The following is a 13,841-nucleotide window of genomic DNA, read 5'->3' as shown; positions in this document are numbered from 1 at the left end:
ACCCGTGGGAGCAGCCCGATGTCGGACTCCCGACCATTGATCACGCCCTCCGGAACGGGAATCTTGGACCCGGGGACCGGCGCTCCCATGCGTGACGAGTACTTTTTTGCTGGATTGAACAATGAACTCAGCGACAAGGGCTTCTTCGTTACCGCGGCCGATGACTTGATCACGTGGGCCCGCGGCGGTTCGTTGATGTGGATGACATTCGGCCTCGCTTGCTGCGCAATCGAAATGATGCAGATGGCGATGCCCCGCTACGACGCCGAACGGTTCGGATTTGCACCGCGTGCCAGTCCACGGCAGGCCGATGTAATGATCGTCTCCGGTACAGTGTGCAACAAGATGGCCCCCGCGCTGCGCAAGGTCTACGATCAGATGCCGGAGCCGCGATATGTGATTTCGATGGGTTCGTGCGCCAACGGCGGCGGCTATTATCACTATTCGTACTCGGTCGTGCGTGGCTGCGACCGCATCATTCCTGTCGATATCTATGTTCCGGGCTGCCCGCCGACCGCCGAAGCGCTGCTGTACGGCGTGATGCTGTTGCAGAAGAAGATCCGGCGTTCGGGCACCATCGAACGCTGACTCGATCACCCGGGAACCTTGCCAGAATCCTCGTGTTGACAATATGTCGGAACCAACAGTGAGGAGTTCACGATGGCAACGGCAAAGCAAAAGGCCGCAGCGAAGAAGAACATTCGCAAGGCGCGCACAGCATGGCGCGGCATGTCGGCGCAAGCCCATGCGAGGGCTCAGCCCGAGGGGCGCCGCCGCGCCAAGCCCGGAGCCCGCAGCAGCGGTGGTTTCTTCCATATCGAAGTGCGGCCGCGGCGCGAATTCAAGACGTTCCGGACCCAGGATATCGGAAAGAAAGGCGGGATCGAACGAGTCGCCGGTAAGCGCGTCAGCGGTTCCTGGGATACTCAGAAATGGCTGATCAGCAAGGAGCATGCCCATCGCGTCGGCGCCCGTCTGGTGCCGGATACCGCGGATGCGCGAAAGATTCTGAAAACGCTCGGCGCACCGCCCCGCCATCTTTCCGGCGACCGCTTCAAGGCGACGGATCGGCCCAACGTACCCGAACGCTCCAAGCCGACGCCGGCCATGCGGCGCGCGCGGACCCGCAATATACGCAAGGCTCAGGCGACGAAGCGCAAAAAAAGCTCCTCCCGCTAGGCGCAATGCGAAGACGGCCAGGATGGGCTCGGGCTATCGCTCCTCGCCTGCACTCCTCAACGCGGCGATCAGGTCGTCGATCTCCATGCGCTTGCGGAAATCGGGATCGACGAAGCGGGCTTTTACCAATCCATCGCGGCCAACCACGAAGGTAGCCGGGATCGGCAGCACCCAGCCGTCATTGCCCTGAAAACTCGCCATATCCTGATACGAAAGCAGCCGCTGGATTTCGGTGCCGAGCCAGATCGCGAGGTTGAGCGACAGCGCGTAGCCGTTGTCGAGATCGGTCAGCACCGGGAACGGCGCTGCGGCTTCGGATTTGAATTTCTCGGCATAGGTCTGCGTCTCCGGCATGATCGCAACTGTCTGCGCGCCCAATGCCCTGATCCGGTCCTGGGCCTGGATCACCGCCCTCACGTTCAGCCGGCAGTAAGGACACCAATGGCCGCGGTAGAACATCACGGCGACGGGCCCCTGATCGAGGAGCGAATTCAGGCTGACCAGCCGGCCGGTCTCGTCCGGCAACAGGAACGGCGGCATCACCTCGCCCGGCCTCGGTGCGTTTTCGCCGCCGCCGTTCGCATTGAGCCGCGCCACCAGCCGGTCGACCGCTTCGCCATAGGCCGGAAAGATTTCCCGCCCAGCCTCGGCGTAGGCCTCGAGCTGCTCGCGCAAGGTACCCTCCATGTCGCGGCATTGCTGGAACGCCTCCTTGAGGCGTTCGGCGTTCGCTGGCGATAGCGTCGTCATGGCTTGCTCCGGCATATCCGTATTATTTTCCGACTCGGGCCGCCCCGCAAGGGCGGCCCGAACGCTGCAGCGCTCCCGCTTCAGGGCAAGTAGAAATTGCCGGTCGGGTCGAGCATGCCCGAGGTCGAATAGAGCTGGCCCTTGTCCATGAAGAACACGGTGTTGTTCGGCACCTTCTTGGCGTTCTTCATCATTGCGTCGTGATTCTTGGGCGTCGCCGCCATGGCCATCGCCGACATCTTCCCCGGACCGGCATACATGTAGGCCATGCCCGGATTGAATTCCCAGGGAACCTGCGAGAAGGCGGTCGTTGCGACGGCAGCAAAGGCCGCGGCGGCAATCAGGGTCTTGGAAAGGGTGGTCATGGGAAATTCCTCAAGATTGACATCGCGCCCGCCAATCGGACGCTGGCCCATCAGAGGATGGACTTCCCTTGATTTGAAATGCCGTTGCACAATCGGTTCGATAGCCATGGCCTATTGAGGGGCACCGATAGTCCGCCGCTATCGACTTGAGAGCGGATGCGCATTTCATATCGGCCCGCCGAACGTTCATCCTGTCCTCGAAGGCATGCGGAGGGTGCGCCACCGACAGGAGGTTTTCCATGACACGCCATCTGACGAACCGCTTTGCAAATTTCCTTGCCACACTGCTGCTGGCGGTGCTCGTGCTTTCCGTCGTCTCGGCAGCACGGGCGGACAGCGACGATGGTATCGTTCGCGTCAAGAGCACGGTGCCGATGCCGGAGGCGATCAGCCGCATCAAGGCGGATATCGCAGCCAAGGGCATCCAATTCTTCAGCGAGATCGACCAGTCGAAACTCGCGGCCGACGCCGGCATCAAGCTGCGTCCCTCGACGCTATTGGTGTTCGGTAATCCGCCGCTCGGGACGCAGTTCATCACCTCGAATCCGAACGCCGGGCTTGACTGGCCGGTCCGGCTATTGCTGACGCAGGACGACAATGGCGACGTCTGGGCAGTCTGGACCGATTTCGGATGGATCGCCAGGCGTCACAATATCAGGGACCGTGTGGCGCAGTTCGATATGGCAACCAAGGTGGTGGGCTCGATCGTCTCGACCATCACAACCAAGTAACCGTGTCGCCCCGCTTGCCGTAAGCTCATCAGGCTGCGCCGCCGGCGCGGCCTCATCGCATCCGGCGTTGCCAACAGAGGAGTTCATCCGATGACACCGGAGAAATTTGACGTTGTCATTCTCGGCGGCGGCAATGCCGGCATCGGTGTCACCGGACCGGTCCGGCGCGCGGGAATGTCGGTCGCGATGATCGAGGCCGATCTTCTCGGCGGCACCTGCCCGAACCGCGGCTGCACGCCGAAGAAGGTGCTGGTCGCCGCCGGTCACGCGCTGCACGAAATCGAACGCGCACCCATCCATCACATAGCTGTCGGCAAGCCGAAACTCGACTGGGCCGCGCTGATCGACCGCGAGAAGGACATGATCAAGGACATCCCTGCCAATCTCGCCCGCGCGATGGCCAAGCGCAATGTCGAGGTCATCAAGGGCCACGGCGCGTTCACAGGCTCCAATACAATCCGCGTCGGAAGCCGGACACTCGAGGCCAGGCATATCGTGATTGCGGCGGGATCGAAGCCGCGGCCGCTGCCTATTCCGGGAGCCGAACTCATGATCACCTCGGACGAAATGCTGAGCGAGCGCGAACTGCCGGTTTCCGTGATCTTCATCGGTGGCGGCGTCATCTCGCTCGAGTTTGGCCACATCTATGCGCGCGCCGGTGCTGCGGTCACTATTCTCGAAGCGCTGCCGCAGCTATTGCCTGCCATGGACGCCGACGCCGTCGCGCGCTTGCAGGCCGAGAGCGAGCGCATCGGCATTCGCATCAGAACTGCAGTGAGCGTCAAGCAAATTGAAAGGGCGAAGGACCGCCTGCGCGTCGTCTTCAGCCATAACGGCGCCGAGCACGCAGCCGAGGCCGACCGTGTCGTCAACGGCGCCGGACGCGTCGCCAATGTCGATACGCTGGATCTTGCCGCGGGCCAGGTCGAGCAAGCCAATGGCCGCGTCGCGATCGACCGCCATTTGCGATCGACCTCCAATCCCAACGTATTTGTCTGCGGTGACGCGGTTCCGACCTCGCCGCAACTGTCGCCGATCGCGACCTATGAGGGCGACATCGTCGGCCGAAACATCGTCGAAGGCGCCAAATACAGCCCGGACTACGCGAGCATGGCGACATCGGTCTACACGGTGCCGCCACTCGCCTCGGTTGGCCTGACGGAAGCCGCCGCCAGGCAGAACGGTCTTGCGATCGACGTCCACGTCAACGACATGCTCTACTGGTTCTCCGCGAAAACCTATGCCGAAACGGTGGCGTGGTCGAAAGTAATCGTCGATCAGGCCACGGACCGCATTCTTGGTGCTCATTTCGTCGGGCACTCGGGGCAGGAACTGGTGAACATCTTCGGATTGGCAATGCGGTTCGGCATTACCGCGAGCCAGATCCGGGAAAACGTCTACGCCTATCCGACCTTCTCCTCCGACATCAGACACATGCTTGGCCACGGCTAGAGCCTTTTCGTTGGAATCAGAACCGGGCTTTTGCTTTGATGGATCTTCGTGACGCGAACCGGTGTCCATCCCGGATCAAGTCCGGGGCAGGCTTTCGCTTGAAAGGGCTCCAGCCGCATAGCAGGGAGCTATCGAGTCAAAAGCCAACCGGCATTTCCTCTCGTGCGCCATTTCCACGATGGTGGTGACGTAGCCGGCCGGACCATCCGGGGCCAAGGCAAAAACCAGAGGAGACCACGACATGTCCAAATCCAACGTCACGTCGCGCATAGTCTGGCAGAGCCTCGCGCTCGCCGGAATGATCGCAGGTTCGGTTGCGACCGCCTCGAGCGCCGTGGCCGGCGAATGCCCGGCCGGGAAGATGCAGGCAAATGTCCGCCCGATGGTCGACCACAAGCCGGTCGGCGTCACCGACGTGACGCTCGGCTCGATCAACCTCGAAAAGCAGCCGGCCAACATCAGGGATCGCGAGCTGCGCTTCCGCAAGCTGACCATCGAGCCCGGCGGCATCGTGCCCTGGCACAGCCATGACGACCGGCCTGCGTTGATCTATGTCCAGCAGGGCGAGATCGTCGAATACGCCAGCAACTGCTCGGAGCCGATCGTGCACAAGGCCGGCGAGATCAGGCCGGAAGTCGCCGGCACCTCGCACTGGTGGAAGAATCTCGGCAAGGAGACCGTCATTCTCTATGTCGGCGACGTCCGCAAGGATCCGCACGACCACAATATGTAAAGAGCTGTAACGAGCGCTACCCGACGTCTCGTTGCCGGATGTGACGGCCTGGGGTCCCCGTGTCGCCCCACACGCCCAGGCGTCACATCCTTCTTTCTCGATAAGATATTGAGAAGCGCCATGACCGGCATGTCCGCGCCGATGAAATCCCAAGCGATGGAAATGCATGGTCACTCACCGGGCGTAGCCCTGCGATCCCTGATCATTGGCCTCACGGCGTTCCTGACCGTGGTGGATCTGTTCGCGACGCAGGCGATCCTTCCCTCGCTGACTCGGCACTACAATGTAACACCGGCCGCCATGGGTATTGCAGTCAATGCCAGCACCATCGGCATGGCCGTTGCCGGCCTCGTTGTCGGCTTCCTGAGCCCGCATATCGATCGCCGGCTCGGCATTCTCGTCAGCCTGGTCGTGCTCGCAGTCCCCACCACGTTGCTGGCGATCGCGCCTGATATCATGACGTTTACGGCGCTTCGTATCGCCCAGGGCCTCTGCATGGCCTCGGCGTTCGCGTTGACGCTGGCCCATCTCGGCGAGCAATGCAGTTCGATGGATGCGGGCGGCGCGTTCGCGGCCTATATCACCGGCAACGTCGCAAGCAATCTGATCGGCCGGCTGGTGTCGGCGGCCGTGGTCGACACGCTCGGGCTGGCCTCGAATTTCTATTTCTTCGCGCTGCTCAATCTCGCCGGTGCGGTGCTGGTTTATTTCACCATCCATCGGGTCAAGCCGATGCACGCGGTGCACGCAGCACGATCGCCGCTCGCGGCAACAATCGAGCATTGGTGTAACCCGGCGCTGCGTTCGGCTTTCGCTATCGGCTTCTGCATCCTGTTTGCCTTTATCGGCACCTTCACCTTTGTCAATTTTGTGCTGGTCCGTGCACCGCTCTCGCTCGGACGGATGGACCTCGGCCTTGTGTATTTCGTCTTCGCGCCTTCCGTGGTCACGACGCTGTTTGCCGGCAGGGCTGTCGCCCGGTTTGGTACGCGGCAAGCGATCTGGGGAGCGCTGGCGGTGGCAGCCAGTGGATTGCCTTTGATGCTGTCTTCCCACCTGCCGCAAGTATTGGCCGGCATGGTACTGGTCGGCGTCGGCACGTTCTTTGCGCAGGCCTGCGCCACCGGCTTCGTCGGCCAGGCCGCCAGCGACCACCGCGGCATTGCCAGCGGAACCTATCTTGCCTGCTATTTCCTCGGTGGTCTCGTCGGCAGCGCCGTGCTGGGCCAGTTGTTCGACCGCTTCGGATGGAGTGCCTGCATCGCCGGCGTCGGCGCGTCGCTGGCCATCGCGGCGCTATTGACCGTGGGCCTCACGCTTAAACCTCGGTCCGCCGGGTCTCCGGCATGAACGCCCAGATCACCGTCAAGCCAAGGGCTGCGATCCCCGCCAGCCCGACGAACGCGACGCTGCTGCCGAAGATATCGCTGATATAGCCTGCCAATACCGTGCTCAGCGAAGCACCAATGCCGGTCGCGGTTCCGACGATCCCCTGCGCCAGATTGAAGTGGCCGCTGCCGTAGGCGACATCGGCCACGATCAGCGGCACCATCACGCTGAGCACGGCTGCGGTAATGCCGTCGAACACTTGCACCAGGACCAGAACATAGGGATCGCGAACCACCGCAAACAGCAAACCACGGATCGCCAGCGCAGCGAACGCCAAGAGCAGCAGCGGTCGCCTCCCCCACGCCTGAGCCTTGCGCCCGACCGAGGGTGAGGTCAACGCGACGATCGCTTGAGGCACGATGATGCAGGCTGCAATCAGCACCGGCGCCCATTGAGCCGATCGCGTCGTGACCACGCCGGCCATCAGCGGCAGCATGGCGGCATTGGCGAGTTGAAACAGCAACACTCCGCCGGCGAAGATCAGCAGCGGGCGCTGCCGAAGGAGATGAAGCACACTGGTCGCCTCCTTGTCGGCGGCCTTGGTATCATCGCCGTCCTCGCTCAAGGCACCGTGCGCCTGCGCCACGTTGATTTCCTGGCCACGAATCCGGGCAAGCGCCAACAGGGTCGGGATTGTAAGAAAGAAGGTGACGAAGAAGACCGACTGGCTTGACAACAGATAGCCGGATGCGCCCATCAGTGCCGCCGCTGAACCATTACCCAGGGACGCGAAACGGGCATTGCGCCCGAGCCGCTCCCCGATCGCAAACGGCCCGACCAGGCCGAGGCTGATCGCGGCGATTGCCGGACCCAGCACGCAGCTCGCAAGCGCATGCAAGATGGCGGCCGCAGTCACGACCGGGAAGATCGGCCATAAGGCGTAGGCCAGCGCGGCGCAGCCGATGGTGGCGACAGCGAGCCCCGCCACCAGCCGCTCGGAACGGGCGGCATCGACAACGGCTCCGCCCGGCATCTGCCCGAGCAGGCCGATGATCCCGCCGATCGACAGCACGAAGCCAATCTCAACCTGCGTCCATTTCTGCGTGGTGAGGTAAACCGCGATAAACGGACCGAATCCGGTCTGCACGTCGGCGAGAAAGAAGATGAACCAGTCGAGGCCGCGCTGGCTCTCGCGCGACGGTTTGGGCCGCTTGGTGGGCGCGGGCGGCGCCGGCACAACATTACCCTCGCCGGCGGATCGCCTATGGCGATCGTCGTTCATCGGATCGAGCGACTGGGACGGACGCACGATCAGACCGTTTCTCCTTTATTTGTCGAAATCCCACGGCTGTAAGCGGCCGGCCGCACCGAGCACGATGACCGGCGCGTCCTGCTTGTATTCCGGCGCCGCCGTCACCTGTTCCTTGGTCAGCTCGAGCGTGATGCTGTCACTCTTGTTGGCAACACGGCCAAAATGCAGCGCGCTCCAGTCGACGACGATCTTTCGACTGCCGACACCGAGAAAGCCGCCGAAATCGATGACAGCGGCGCGTACAGCGCCTTCACGGTCTACGATCACGTCGACGATGCGTCCCATATTTTCGTTGGCCGCACTGCGGACCTCTCGGCCCAGAATGCCGAGCGCGTCGCGGGCGCCGATCACAGTGACCGACGGCGGAGGCGCCGGTTCCTTTTTCTGGGCATCTTTCGCGGTATCAGCCGGAGCGGCACGGCCTCCCGGCGGTCCATTATCTTCCGCTGCCGAAACCGGGAGGCTCATCGCTAGCCCGCCGATCAGCGATATGATGACAATACCGGCGCGCATATGGCCTCCTGAGCTCCGAAGACGCATGGATAGGGAATGCACGACCGCTAGTGCGTCAACACGATCGACACCTGAATCTGTCCGCGCGTGCGCAATACCTCGAGCGACACAACCTCGCCGTGGCGGCGGACCCTCAAGTCGACGCTGGAGGGCCCGATCCGCAGATCGCGCAATACCACCTCGTTGAGGAATTCCGGCAGGCGCGGATCACGAAGACGGATCTCGCCGCCCGCAGCATCGAATTCGAGACCGAGCGTCGCCTCCAGCAGGGTAAAGGGCGTCGCGCTGGCCCAGGCCTGCGGCGCACAGGCGACCGGATAAAGCACCGGTCCCCGCCGCTTCTCCCGCCGGAATCCGCAGAACAATTCCGGCAGCCGCCGCAAGTCCATGTAGCTCGCAGCGTCGAACAGGCCCTTGAACAGATGCGCCGCCGAATGCTTCAGGCCGTAGCGCGCAAAACCGAGCGCGATCAGCGCGTTGTCGTGCGGCCAGATCGACCCGTCGTGATAGGACATCGGGTTGTAGCGAACCTCGCCATAGGCAACGGTGCGGATGCCCCATCCCGAAAAGAATTTCTGGCTCATCAGATCGGCCGCGACAAGGCGGGCACGATCGGTCCGAACGATGCCGGTGAAGAGAAGCTGGCCGGCATTGGAAGTTCGGACCTTGCACGGCCGCTTGGCGCCATCAAGCGCCAGCGCATAGGTGCCGAGCTCCTCGCACCAGAACGCCTCCTCGAAGCGCTCGGCCAGCAGCAGGGCTGCGGATTCGAGTTCTGCGGCCTGGTCGATCAATCCCAACCGCCGGGCGCAGCGCGCCGCCAGCCGCTTGGCGGCAAATACATACCCCTGAACTTCCGCCAGCGCGATGTAGCCCTCGGCGAGCTGTCCATCGGCGTGGAAGATCGCGTCGAAGGAATCCTTCCAGCCCTGGTTGGCAAGCCCCTGCTCGGTGGCGCGCTGGTACTCGACGAAGCCGTCACGATCAGGGTCGCCGGGGCCGTCGATCCATTGCAACGCCGCCTCGATCGCGGGCCACAGTTCGGCCAGCGTTTCCTCGTCGCCGGTGCGCTCGACATAGAGGCCGGCCAGCAGCACGAACAACGACGTCGAGTCGACGCTGCCGTAATATTGCGCGAACGGCACTTCGCGCAGCGCCGCCATCTCGCCGCCGCGCATTTCGTGCAGGATCTTGCCAGGTTCGGCATCGGCAAGCGGATCGACCTCCTTGGCCTGAAAATGAGCCAGCCGCCGCAGCACGCCCCTGGCAATGCGCGGATCGACCCACAACATCTGCAGCGCGGTTATCAGCCCGTCACGGCCGAACGTCGTTGAGTACCAGGGGATGCCGGCATAGGGATATCTGCCCTGCGGCGTATCCGTCATCAGCATGTTGAGATCGGCCATCGCCTGGCACAGCACCTCGTTGAAGATATTGTTCGACGTCTCGATGCTGGCTGCGCCGGCCGTCGACCGCCGCATCTCGCGGCGATGCGCCAGCAGGCCGCGATAGAACGGTACCGGCTTCTGCATGGCCGGCTTGTTGCAGGATACCGCGACGAACAATGCGATCACTTGCCTGGGTGCCAGCTCGAAATGATAGGTTGCAGAATTGACCGCGAGCCGGGTCGGCCGCGGCTCGAAATGCAACGCTGTAATGCGGGCCTTGCCGTCGAGCCCACTGTATTCCAGCATGACATCGGCGGGACCGAGCAACCGGCTGGAGCCTATGCCTCGGCGCGACCGGCGCTCGCCGCGCACCTCGAACAAATCGGCGAAATCATTGTCGAACAGCAGCGTCAGGTCGAAGCTCGCCGGCCGATCGCCGTGATTTTGCAGCGCGATGCGCTGGTAGGCGGTGCCGCGCCACAGGAAAATCGAGCGAACGATGTGCAGCGTGTCCTTCTGCAACGCCAGCCTGCCGTTGCGGTACACGTCGGAATTGGTGAGATCGACGGTCAGCGCCGAATTATCGTCGCGCAGATTGGAGCCGAGCAACAGCGGCTGGACTTCGTCGAGCACCATCTCCAGCCGGGCGAGGTAACGCGTGTCGGCGTTGAACAGACCGTCGGGCCCGCCGGCGGAGGCGCCGATATCGCCATGGCTGTCCAGCACGATAAAGGTATCATCATGCTTGAGCGAGCAGCGCGGCCGCGTCGCCGGGCCCGTCATCGGAATGTAGAATGGCGATTCCGCTACGTGTTCGGCAGCCTGAACGGTGATCAGTTGGCTGACTTCGGCTGTCATTTTGACCCCTCAAGCGATTTCCTTGCGTTGTGATGGACGCATCGGGACGCAAACGCTACTGCCGCAGATCAGGCCGCGTGGGTCGCGAGACGGCCCATTTCGCGCGCGACCAAGTCGCGGTAAGGGCCCCTTCCCTGCAGAAGAATATCCGGCGGCCCGTCTTCGATGATCCGCCCGCCCTGTAATACCACCACACGATCAAAATTGCGCAAGGTGGCGAGACGGTGGGCGATGGCAATCACGGTGCGCCCTCGCATCAACCGCGACAACGCCTCGCGGATCGCCTCTTCGGATTCGCTGTCGAGCGCAGCAGTTGCCTCGTCCAGCAACAGGATCGGCGCGTCTTTCAGGAAGGCGCGCGCGATAGCGATCCGCTGCCGCTGCCCGCCGGAAACCTTGATGCCGCGATCGCCAACCATCGTCGCCATGCCTTCGGGGAGATTCTCGATGAAATCGCAGCGCGCCGCGATCGCCGCGCGCAGCACCTCGTCGTCGGTCGCGTTCGGACGTCCGTAGCGGATATTTTCCATGATCGAGCGGTGGAACAGCGAGATGTCCTGCGGCACGACCGAGATCGCCTCGCGCAGGCTCTGCTGCGTCACCCGCGAGATGTCCTGGCCGTCGATCATGATGCTGCCGTGCTGGACGTCGTAGAACCGCTGCAACAGCACAAACAGACTGGATTTCCCGCCGCCGGAATGGCCGACCAGCCCGACCCGTTGTCCCGGCTGAATGCGCAAGGAGAACTTCTCGAACACCTGAACGCCGCCGGGATAGTGGAACGAGACGTTGTTGAAGGCGACGGCGGCGCCGCTGCGGATCAACGGCTCGGCCTCGGGATGATCCTTCAATTCGTGCGGCAGCAGCAAGGTGGCGATCGCCTCCGTCAGGCGGGCGACGTGCTGGGTCACGTCGACCAGTGCCACCGCAAGGTCGCGCGTCGCGCTCAGGATCGAGAGCCCGAGCGTACATACCAGAACGACATCGCCGGTGGTCGCCGCGCCCCGCTGCCAGAGCGTGATGACCCACGCCAGCAGCGCGATCGTCAGCAGAATGGTCACAACGGCGTGAAGCAGCCGCAGCTTCTCGAGATAACGAAGGCTGCGCCCACGGGCATCGAGTTCCCGTTCGACAGTGGCGTCGAAGCGGTCGTGTTCGTAGCTGAGGCCACAGAACGCACGGACCAGCGGCAGATTGCTGATGACGTCGACCATCTCGCCGTCCACTGCAGCCGCCTTGTCGGCAAAATCATCATGCAGCGGCTTGCCCGCCGCGGCGAGGTGAAACATCGCCATCAGCATGATACCCGCGATGATGATCAAGCCCGCAGACATCGCAAGACTGACGGTTCCTATGAGGAGTATCGCCGAAACGGTCGCGATGCACGGCGGTAACACGTTCCAGACGAACATGTTTTCGACGGTGAAGACGGCATTGGATGTCGCGGTGATACGACTGGTCAGCATGCCTGGCAATCGGTCAGAGAAATAGCTGGGGGCGTGACCGGTCAGGTGGCGGAACATGTCGCGGCGGAGATCGCCGGTGACGCCGACGAAAGTGAAGCTCGCCGTCCAGCTCGCGACCCGCCATAGCAGATTATCCGCCGCGATCAGCGACATGAGAAAAGCGAATGCCAGCCATACGCTACTCGCGTGCGACGAACCGGCCGTCAGGCTGTCGACCAGACTCTTCACGCCATATTGCGTGCCCACCGAGCAGGCAACCGCTGCAACGACGGCAGATACGATGACCACATGGGCTCCGCGGCGCCGGCGCAGATAGCGCAAGACAAATGGAAGCGGCCGCCGCACATACCCTGAAAGATTGTCCATGTCGTCTGCAAACCTGTTGAGAGTGAAAGGGAATCCCTAACGCACATCGCGCACGAGGTCGTGAACGGTGCCGCTTCGGATTTGCTGGCGCGCAGCCATCACCACGCAACAATTCTGCAGCATCGAAGTCGCCTTAAATCTGTTGGTGTCAGATGGCATCAGCAAGACAGTCGTGTGGAAGAACCAAGATGCGCCGATGATTGGAACTTCGCAGATGCAAGAACGTTCCAGCTTCCGGCACGCCGGTGCCGATCTGCGGGCTGAGGGATTTATCCAACCAACATTCGAAACAGGAGACGAAAGATGCGCATCGCGCAGGTCGCCCCGCTGACGGAGGCTGTTCCCCCCAAACTGTACGGCGGCACCGAGCGGGTGGTGCACTGGCTGACTGAAGAACTGGTAACGTTAGGGCACGAAGTCACTTTGTTCGCCAGCGGGGATTCCCGCACCTCGGCGAAACTCGATGCGACATGGCCGAAGGCGTTGCGCCTCGACGGCTCCGTCCGCGACCCCAACGCGCTGCACATGGTGATGCTGGAACGCGTTCGGCAGAAATGCGACGATGAGGAGTTCGATTTTCTGCACTTTCATCTCGACTACTATCCGTTCTCGCTGTTCTACCGACAGCCGACGCCGTTCGTGACCACCCTGCACGGCAGGCTCGACCTGCCGGAGCATCAGCCGGTATTCAATACCTTCTCCAAGGTCCCGGTGATCTCGATTTCCAACGCGCAGCGTCGGCCGGTGCCGCAGGCCAATTGGGTGCGCACCATTCACCACGGACTACCGCAGAATCTGCTGACACCGCAGCCGGTGCAGCCGTCCTATTTGGCGGTGCTCGGGCGGATCGCGCCGGAAAAGGGCGTGGATCGCGCCATCAGCATCGCCACCCGATGCGGCATTCCGCTGAAAATCGCGGCCAAGGTCGATCGCGCCGACCAGGACTACTACGACGAACTGATTTCCCCACTGATCAAGGCCAATCCGCTGGTCGAATACATCGGTGAGATCACCGACCGCGAAAAGCCCGACTTCCTCAGCGGCGCCATCGGGCTGCTGGTGCCGATCGACTGGCCGGAGCCCTTCGGCCTCGTCATGATCGAGGCCATGGCCTGCGGCACACCGGTGGTCGCCTACAACCGTGGCTCGGTGCCGGAGATCATCGATCCTGGTCTCACAGGTTTCGTGGTGGAAGATGAAACCAGCGCAGTGGCCGTGGTCGATCGACTATCCATGCTGGATCGTGGCGCCATCCGCCGGCGGTTCGAAGCCCGATTCACGGCGCGCCGCATGGCGCTCGACTATCTTGCTGCGTATCGCGGCCTGATGGAGGAAGAGCCACGCATCAAGCTCGTGAGCAGCGCAGAATAGCGGCATCCACGCATGATCGTCATTGCGA

The 13,841-nt window shown here is 62.7% G+C and carries 13 protein-coding genes; 7 read left to right on the top strand and 6 right to left on the bottom strand.

Annotated features, from left to right (window positions below; genetic code table 11):
• Window positions 1-18: 18 nt before the first annotated feature.
• Together V1278_RS14545 and V1278_RS14540 are read left to right on the top strand one after the other, a co-directional pair.
• The gene (locus V1278_RS14545; RefSeq protein ID WP_334363970.1) at window positions 19-588 is read left to right on the top strand and encodes a NuoB/complex I 20 kDa subunit family protein; all 570 of its coding nucleotides are present in this window, start codon (window positions 19-21) and stop codon (window positions 586-588) included.
• A 72-nt stretch (window positions 589-660) separates the two neighbouring features.
• Entirely contained in the window at window positions 661-1,179 is a 519-nt protein-coding gene (locus tag V1278_RS14540) for a hypothetical protein (protein ID WP_334381224.1), read from the top strand.
• Window positions 1,180-1,212: 33 nt separating this feature from the next.
• Here V1278_RS14540 and V1278_RS14535 read toward each other — a convergent pair whose 3' ends face one another.
• A complete protein-coding gene (locus tag V1278_RS14535; protein WP_334381223.1) occupies window positions 1,213-1,929 on the bottom strand; it encodes a peroxiredoxin-like family protein in 717 nt (238 codons plus the stop codon).
• A gap of 80 nt (window positions 1,930-2,009) precedes the next feature.
• The gene (locus V1278_RS14530; RefSeq protein WP_334381222.1) at window positions 2,010-2,294 is read right to left on the bottom strand and encodes a hypothetical protein; all 285 of its coding nucleotides are present in this window, start codon (window positions 2,292-2,294) and stop codon (window positions 2,010-2,012) included.
• Between the two features lie 239 nt (window positions 2,295-2,533).
• Here V1278_RS14530 and V1278_RS14525 point away from each other — a divergent pair, with 239 nt between their 5' ends.
• The 4 genes from V1278_RS14525 to V1278_RS14510 all read left to right on the top strand — a co-directional run bounded on the left by V1278_RS14525 (window position 2,534) and on the right by V1278_RS14510 (window position 6,560).
• Window positions 2,534-3,025 carry a DUF302 domain-containing protein gene (locus tag V1278_RS14525; protein WP_334381221.1) on the top strand — a complete coding sequence of 164 codons (492 nt, stop codon included), beginning with the start codon at window positions 2,534-2,536 and terminating at the stop codon, window positions 3,023-3,025.
• Between the two features lie 90 nt (window positions 3,026-3,115).
• Window positions 3,116-4,477, top strand: a complete 1,362-nt coding sequence (locus tag V1278_RS14520; protein WP_334381220.1) for a dihydrolipoyl dehydrogenase family protein — start codon at window positions 3,116-3,118, stop codon at window positions 4,475-4,477.
• Between the two features lie 241 nt (window positions 4,478-4,718).
• A complete protein-coding gene (locus V1278_RS14515) occupies window positions 4,719-5,210 on the top strand; it encodes a cupin domain-containing protein (RefSeq protein WP_334381219.1) in 492 nt (163 codons plus the stop codon).
• Window positions 5,211-5,330: 120 nt separating this feature from the next.
• Window positions 5,331-6,560: an MFS transporter gene (locus tag V1278_RS14510; RefSeq protein WP_334381218.1), complete on the top strand. Its 1,230-nt coding sequence runs from the start codon at window positions 5,331-5,333 to the stop codon at window positions 6,558-6,560.
• Here V1278_RS14510 and V1278_RS14505 read toward each other — a convergent pair.
• The 4 genes from V1278_RS14505 to V1278_RS14490 form a co-directional block, all read right to left on the bottom strand.
• On the bottom strand, window positions 6,529-7,821 hold the full coding sequence (locus V1278_RS14505) for an MFS transporter (protein WP_334384175.1): 1,293 nt from the start codon (window positions 7,819-7,821) through the stop codon (window positions 6,529-6,531). The two genes, V1278_RS14510 and V1278_RS14505, sit on opposite strands and share 32 nt — an antisense overlap.
• 45 nt (window positions 7,822-7,866) lie before the next feature.
• A complete protein-coding gene (locus tag V1278_RS14500) occupies window positions 7,867-8,364 on the bottom strand; it encodes a PRC-barrel domain-containing protein (RefSeq protein ID WP_334363977.1) in 498 nt (165 codons plus the stop codon).
• A 47-nt stretch (window positions 8,365-8,411) separates the two neighbouring features.
• Window positions 8,412-10,610 carry an amylo-alpha-1,6-glucosidase gene (locus V1278_RS14495; RefSeq protein WP_334381217.1) on the bottom strand — a complete coding sequence of 733 codons (2,199 nt, stop codon included), beginning with the start codon at window positions 10,608-10,610 and terminating at the stop codon, window positions 8,412-8,414.
• Between the two features lie 68 nt (window positions 10,611-10,678).
• On the bottom strand, window positions 10,679-12,442 hold the full coding sequence (locus tag V1278_RS14490; protein WP_334363979.1) for an ABC transporter ATP-binding protein: 1,764 nt from the start codon (window positions 12,440-12,442) through the stop codon (window positions 10,679-10,681).
• A 303-nt stretch (window positions 12,443-12,745) separates the two neighbouring features.
• Here V1278_RS14490 and V1278_RS14485 point away from each other — a divergent pair, with 303 nt between their 5' ends.
• Window positions 12,746-13,813 (top strand): glycosyltransferase family 4 protein, encoded by a 1,068-nt coding sequence (locus V1278_RS14485; protein ID WP_334381216.1) that lies wholly within the window; start codon window positions 12,746-12,748, stop codon window positions 13,811-13,813.
• The last annotated feature ends 28 nt before the right edge of the window (window positions 13,814-13,841 follow it).

Source organism: Bradyrhizobium sp. AZCC 1577 (genome assembly GCF_036924575.1).
In the GTDB taxonomy this organism is placed as follows: Bacteria; Pseudomonadota; Alphaproteobacteria; order Rhizobiales; family Xanthobacteraceae; genus Bradyrhizobium.
The sequence above is the reverse complement of the archived record's forward strand: the minus strand, read 5'-3'. Positions and strand labels throughout refer to the sequence as shown.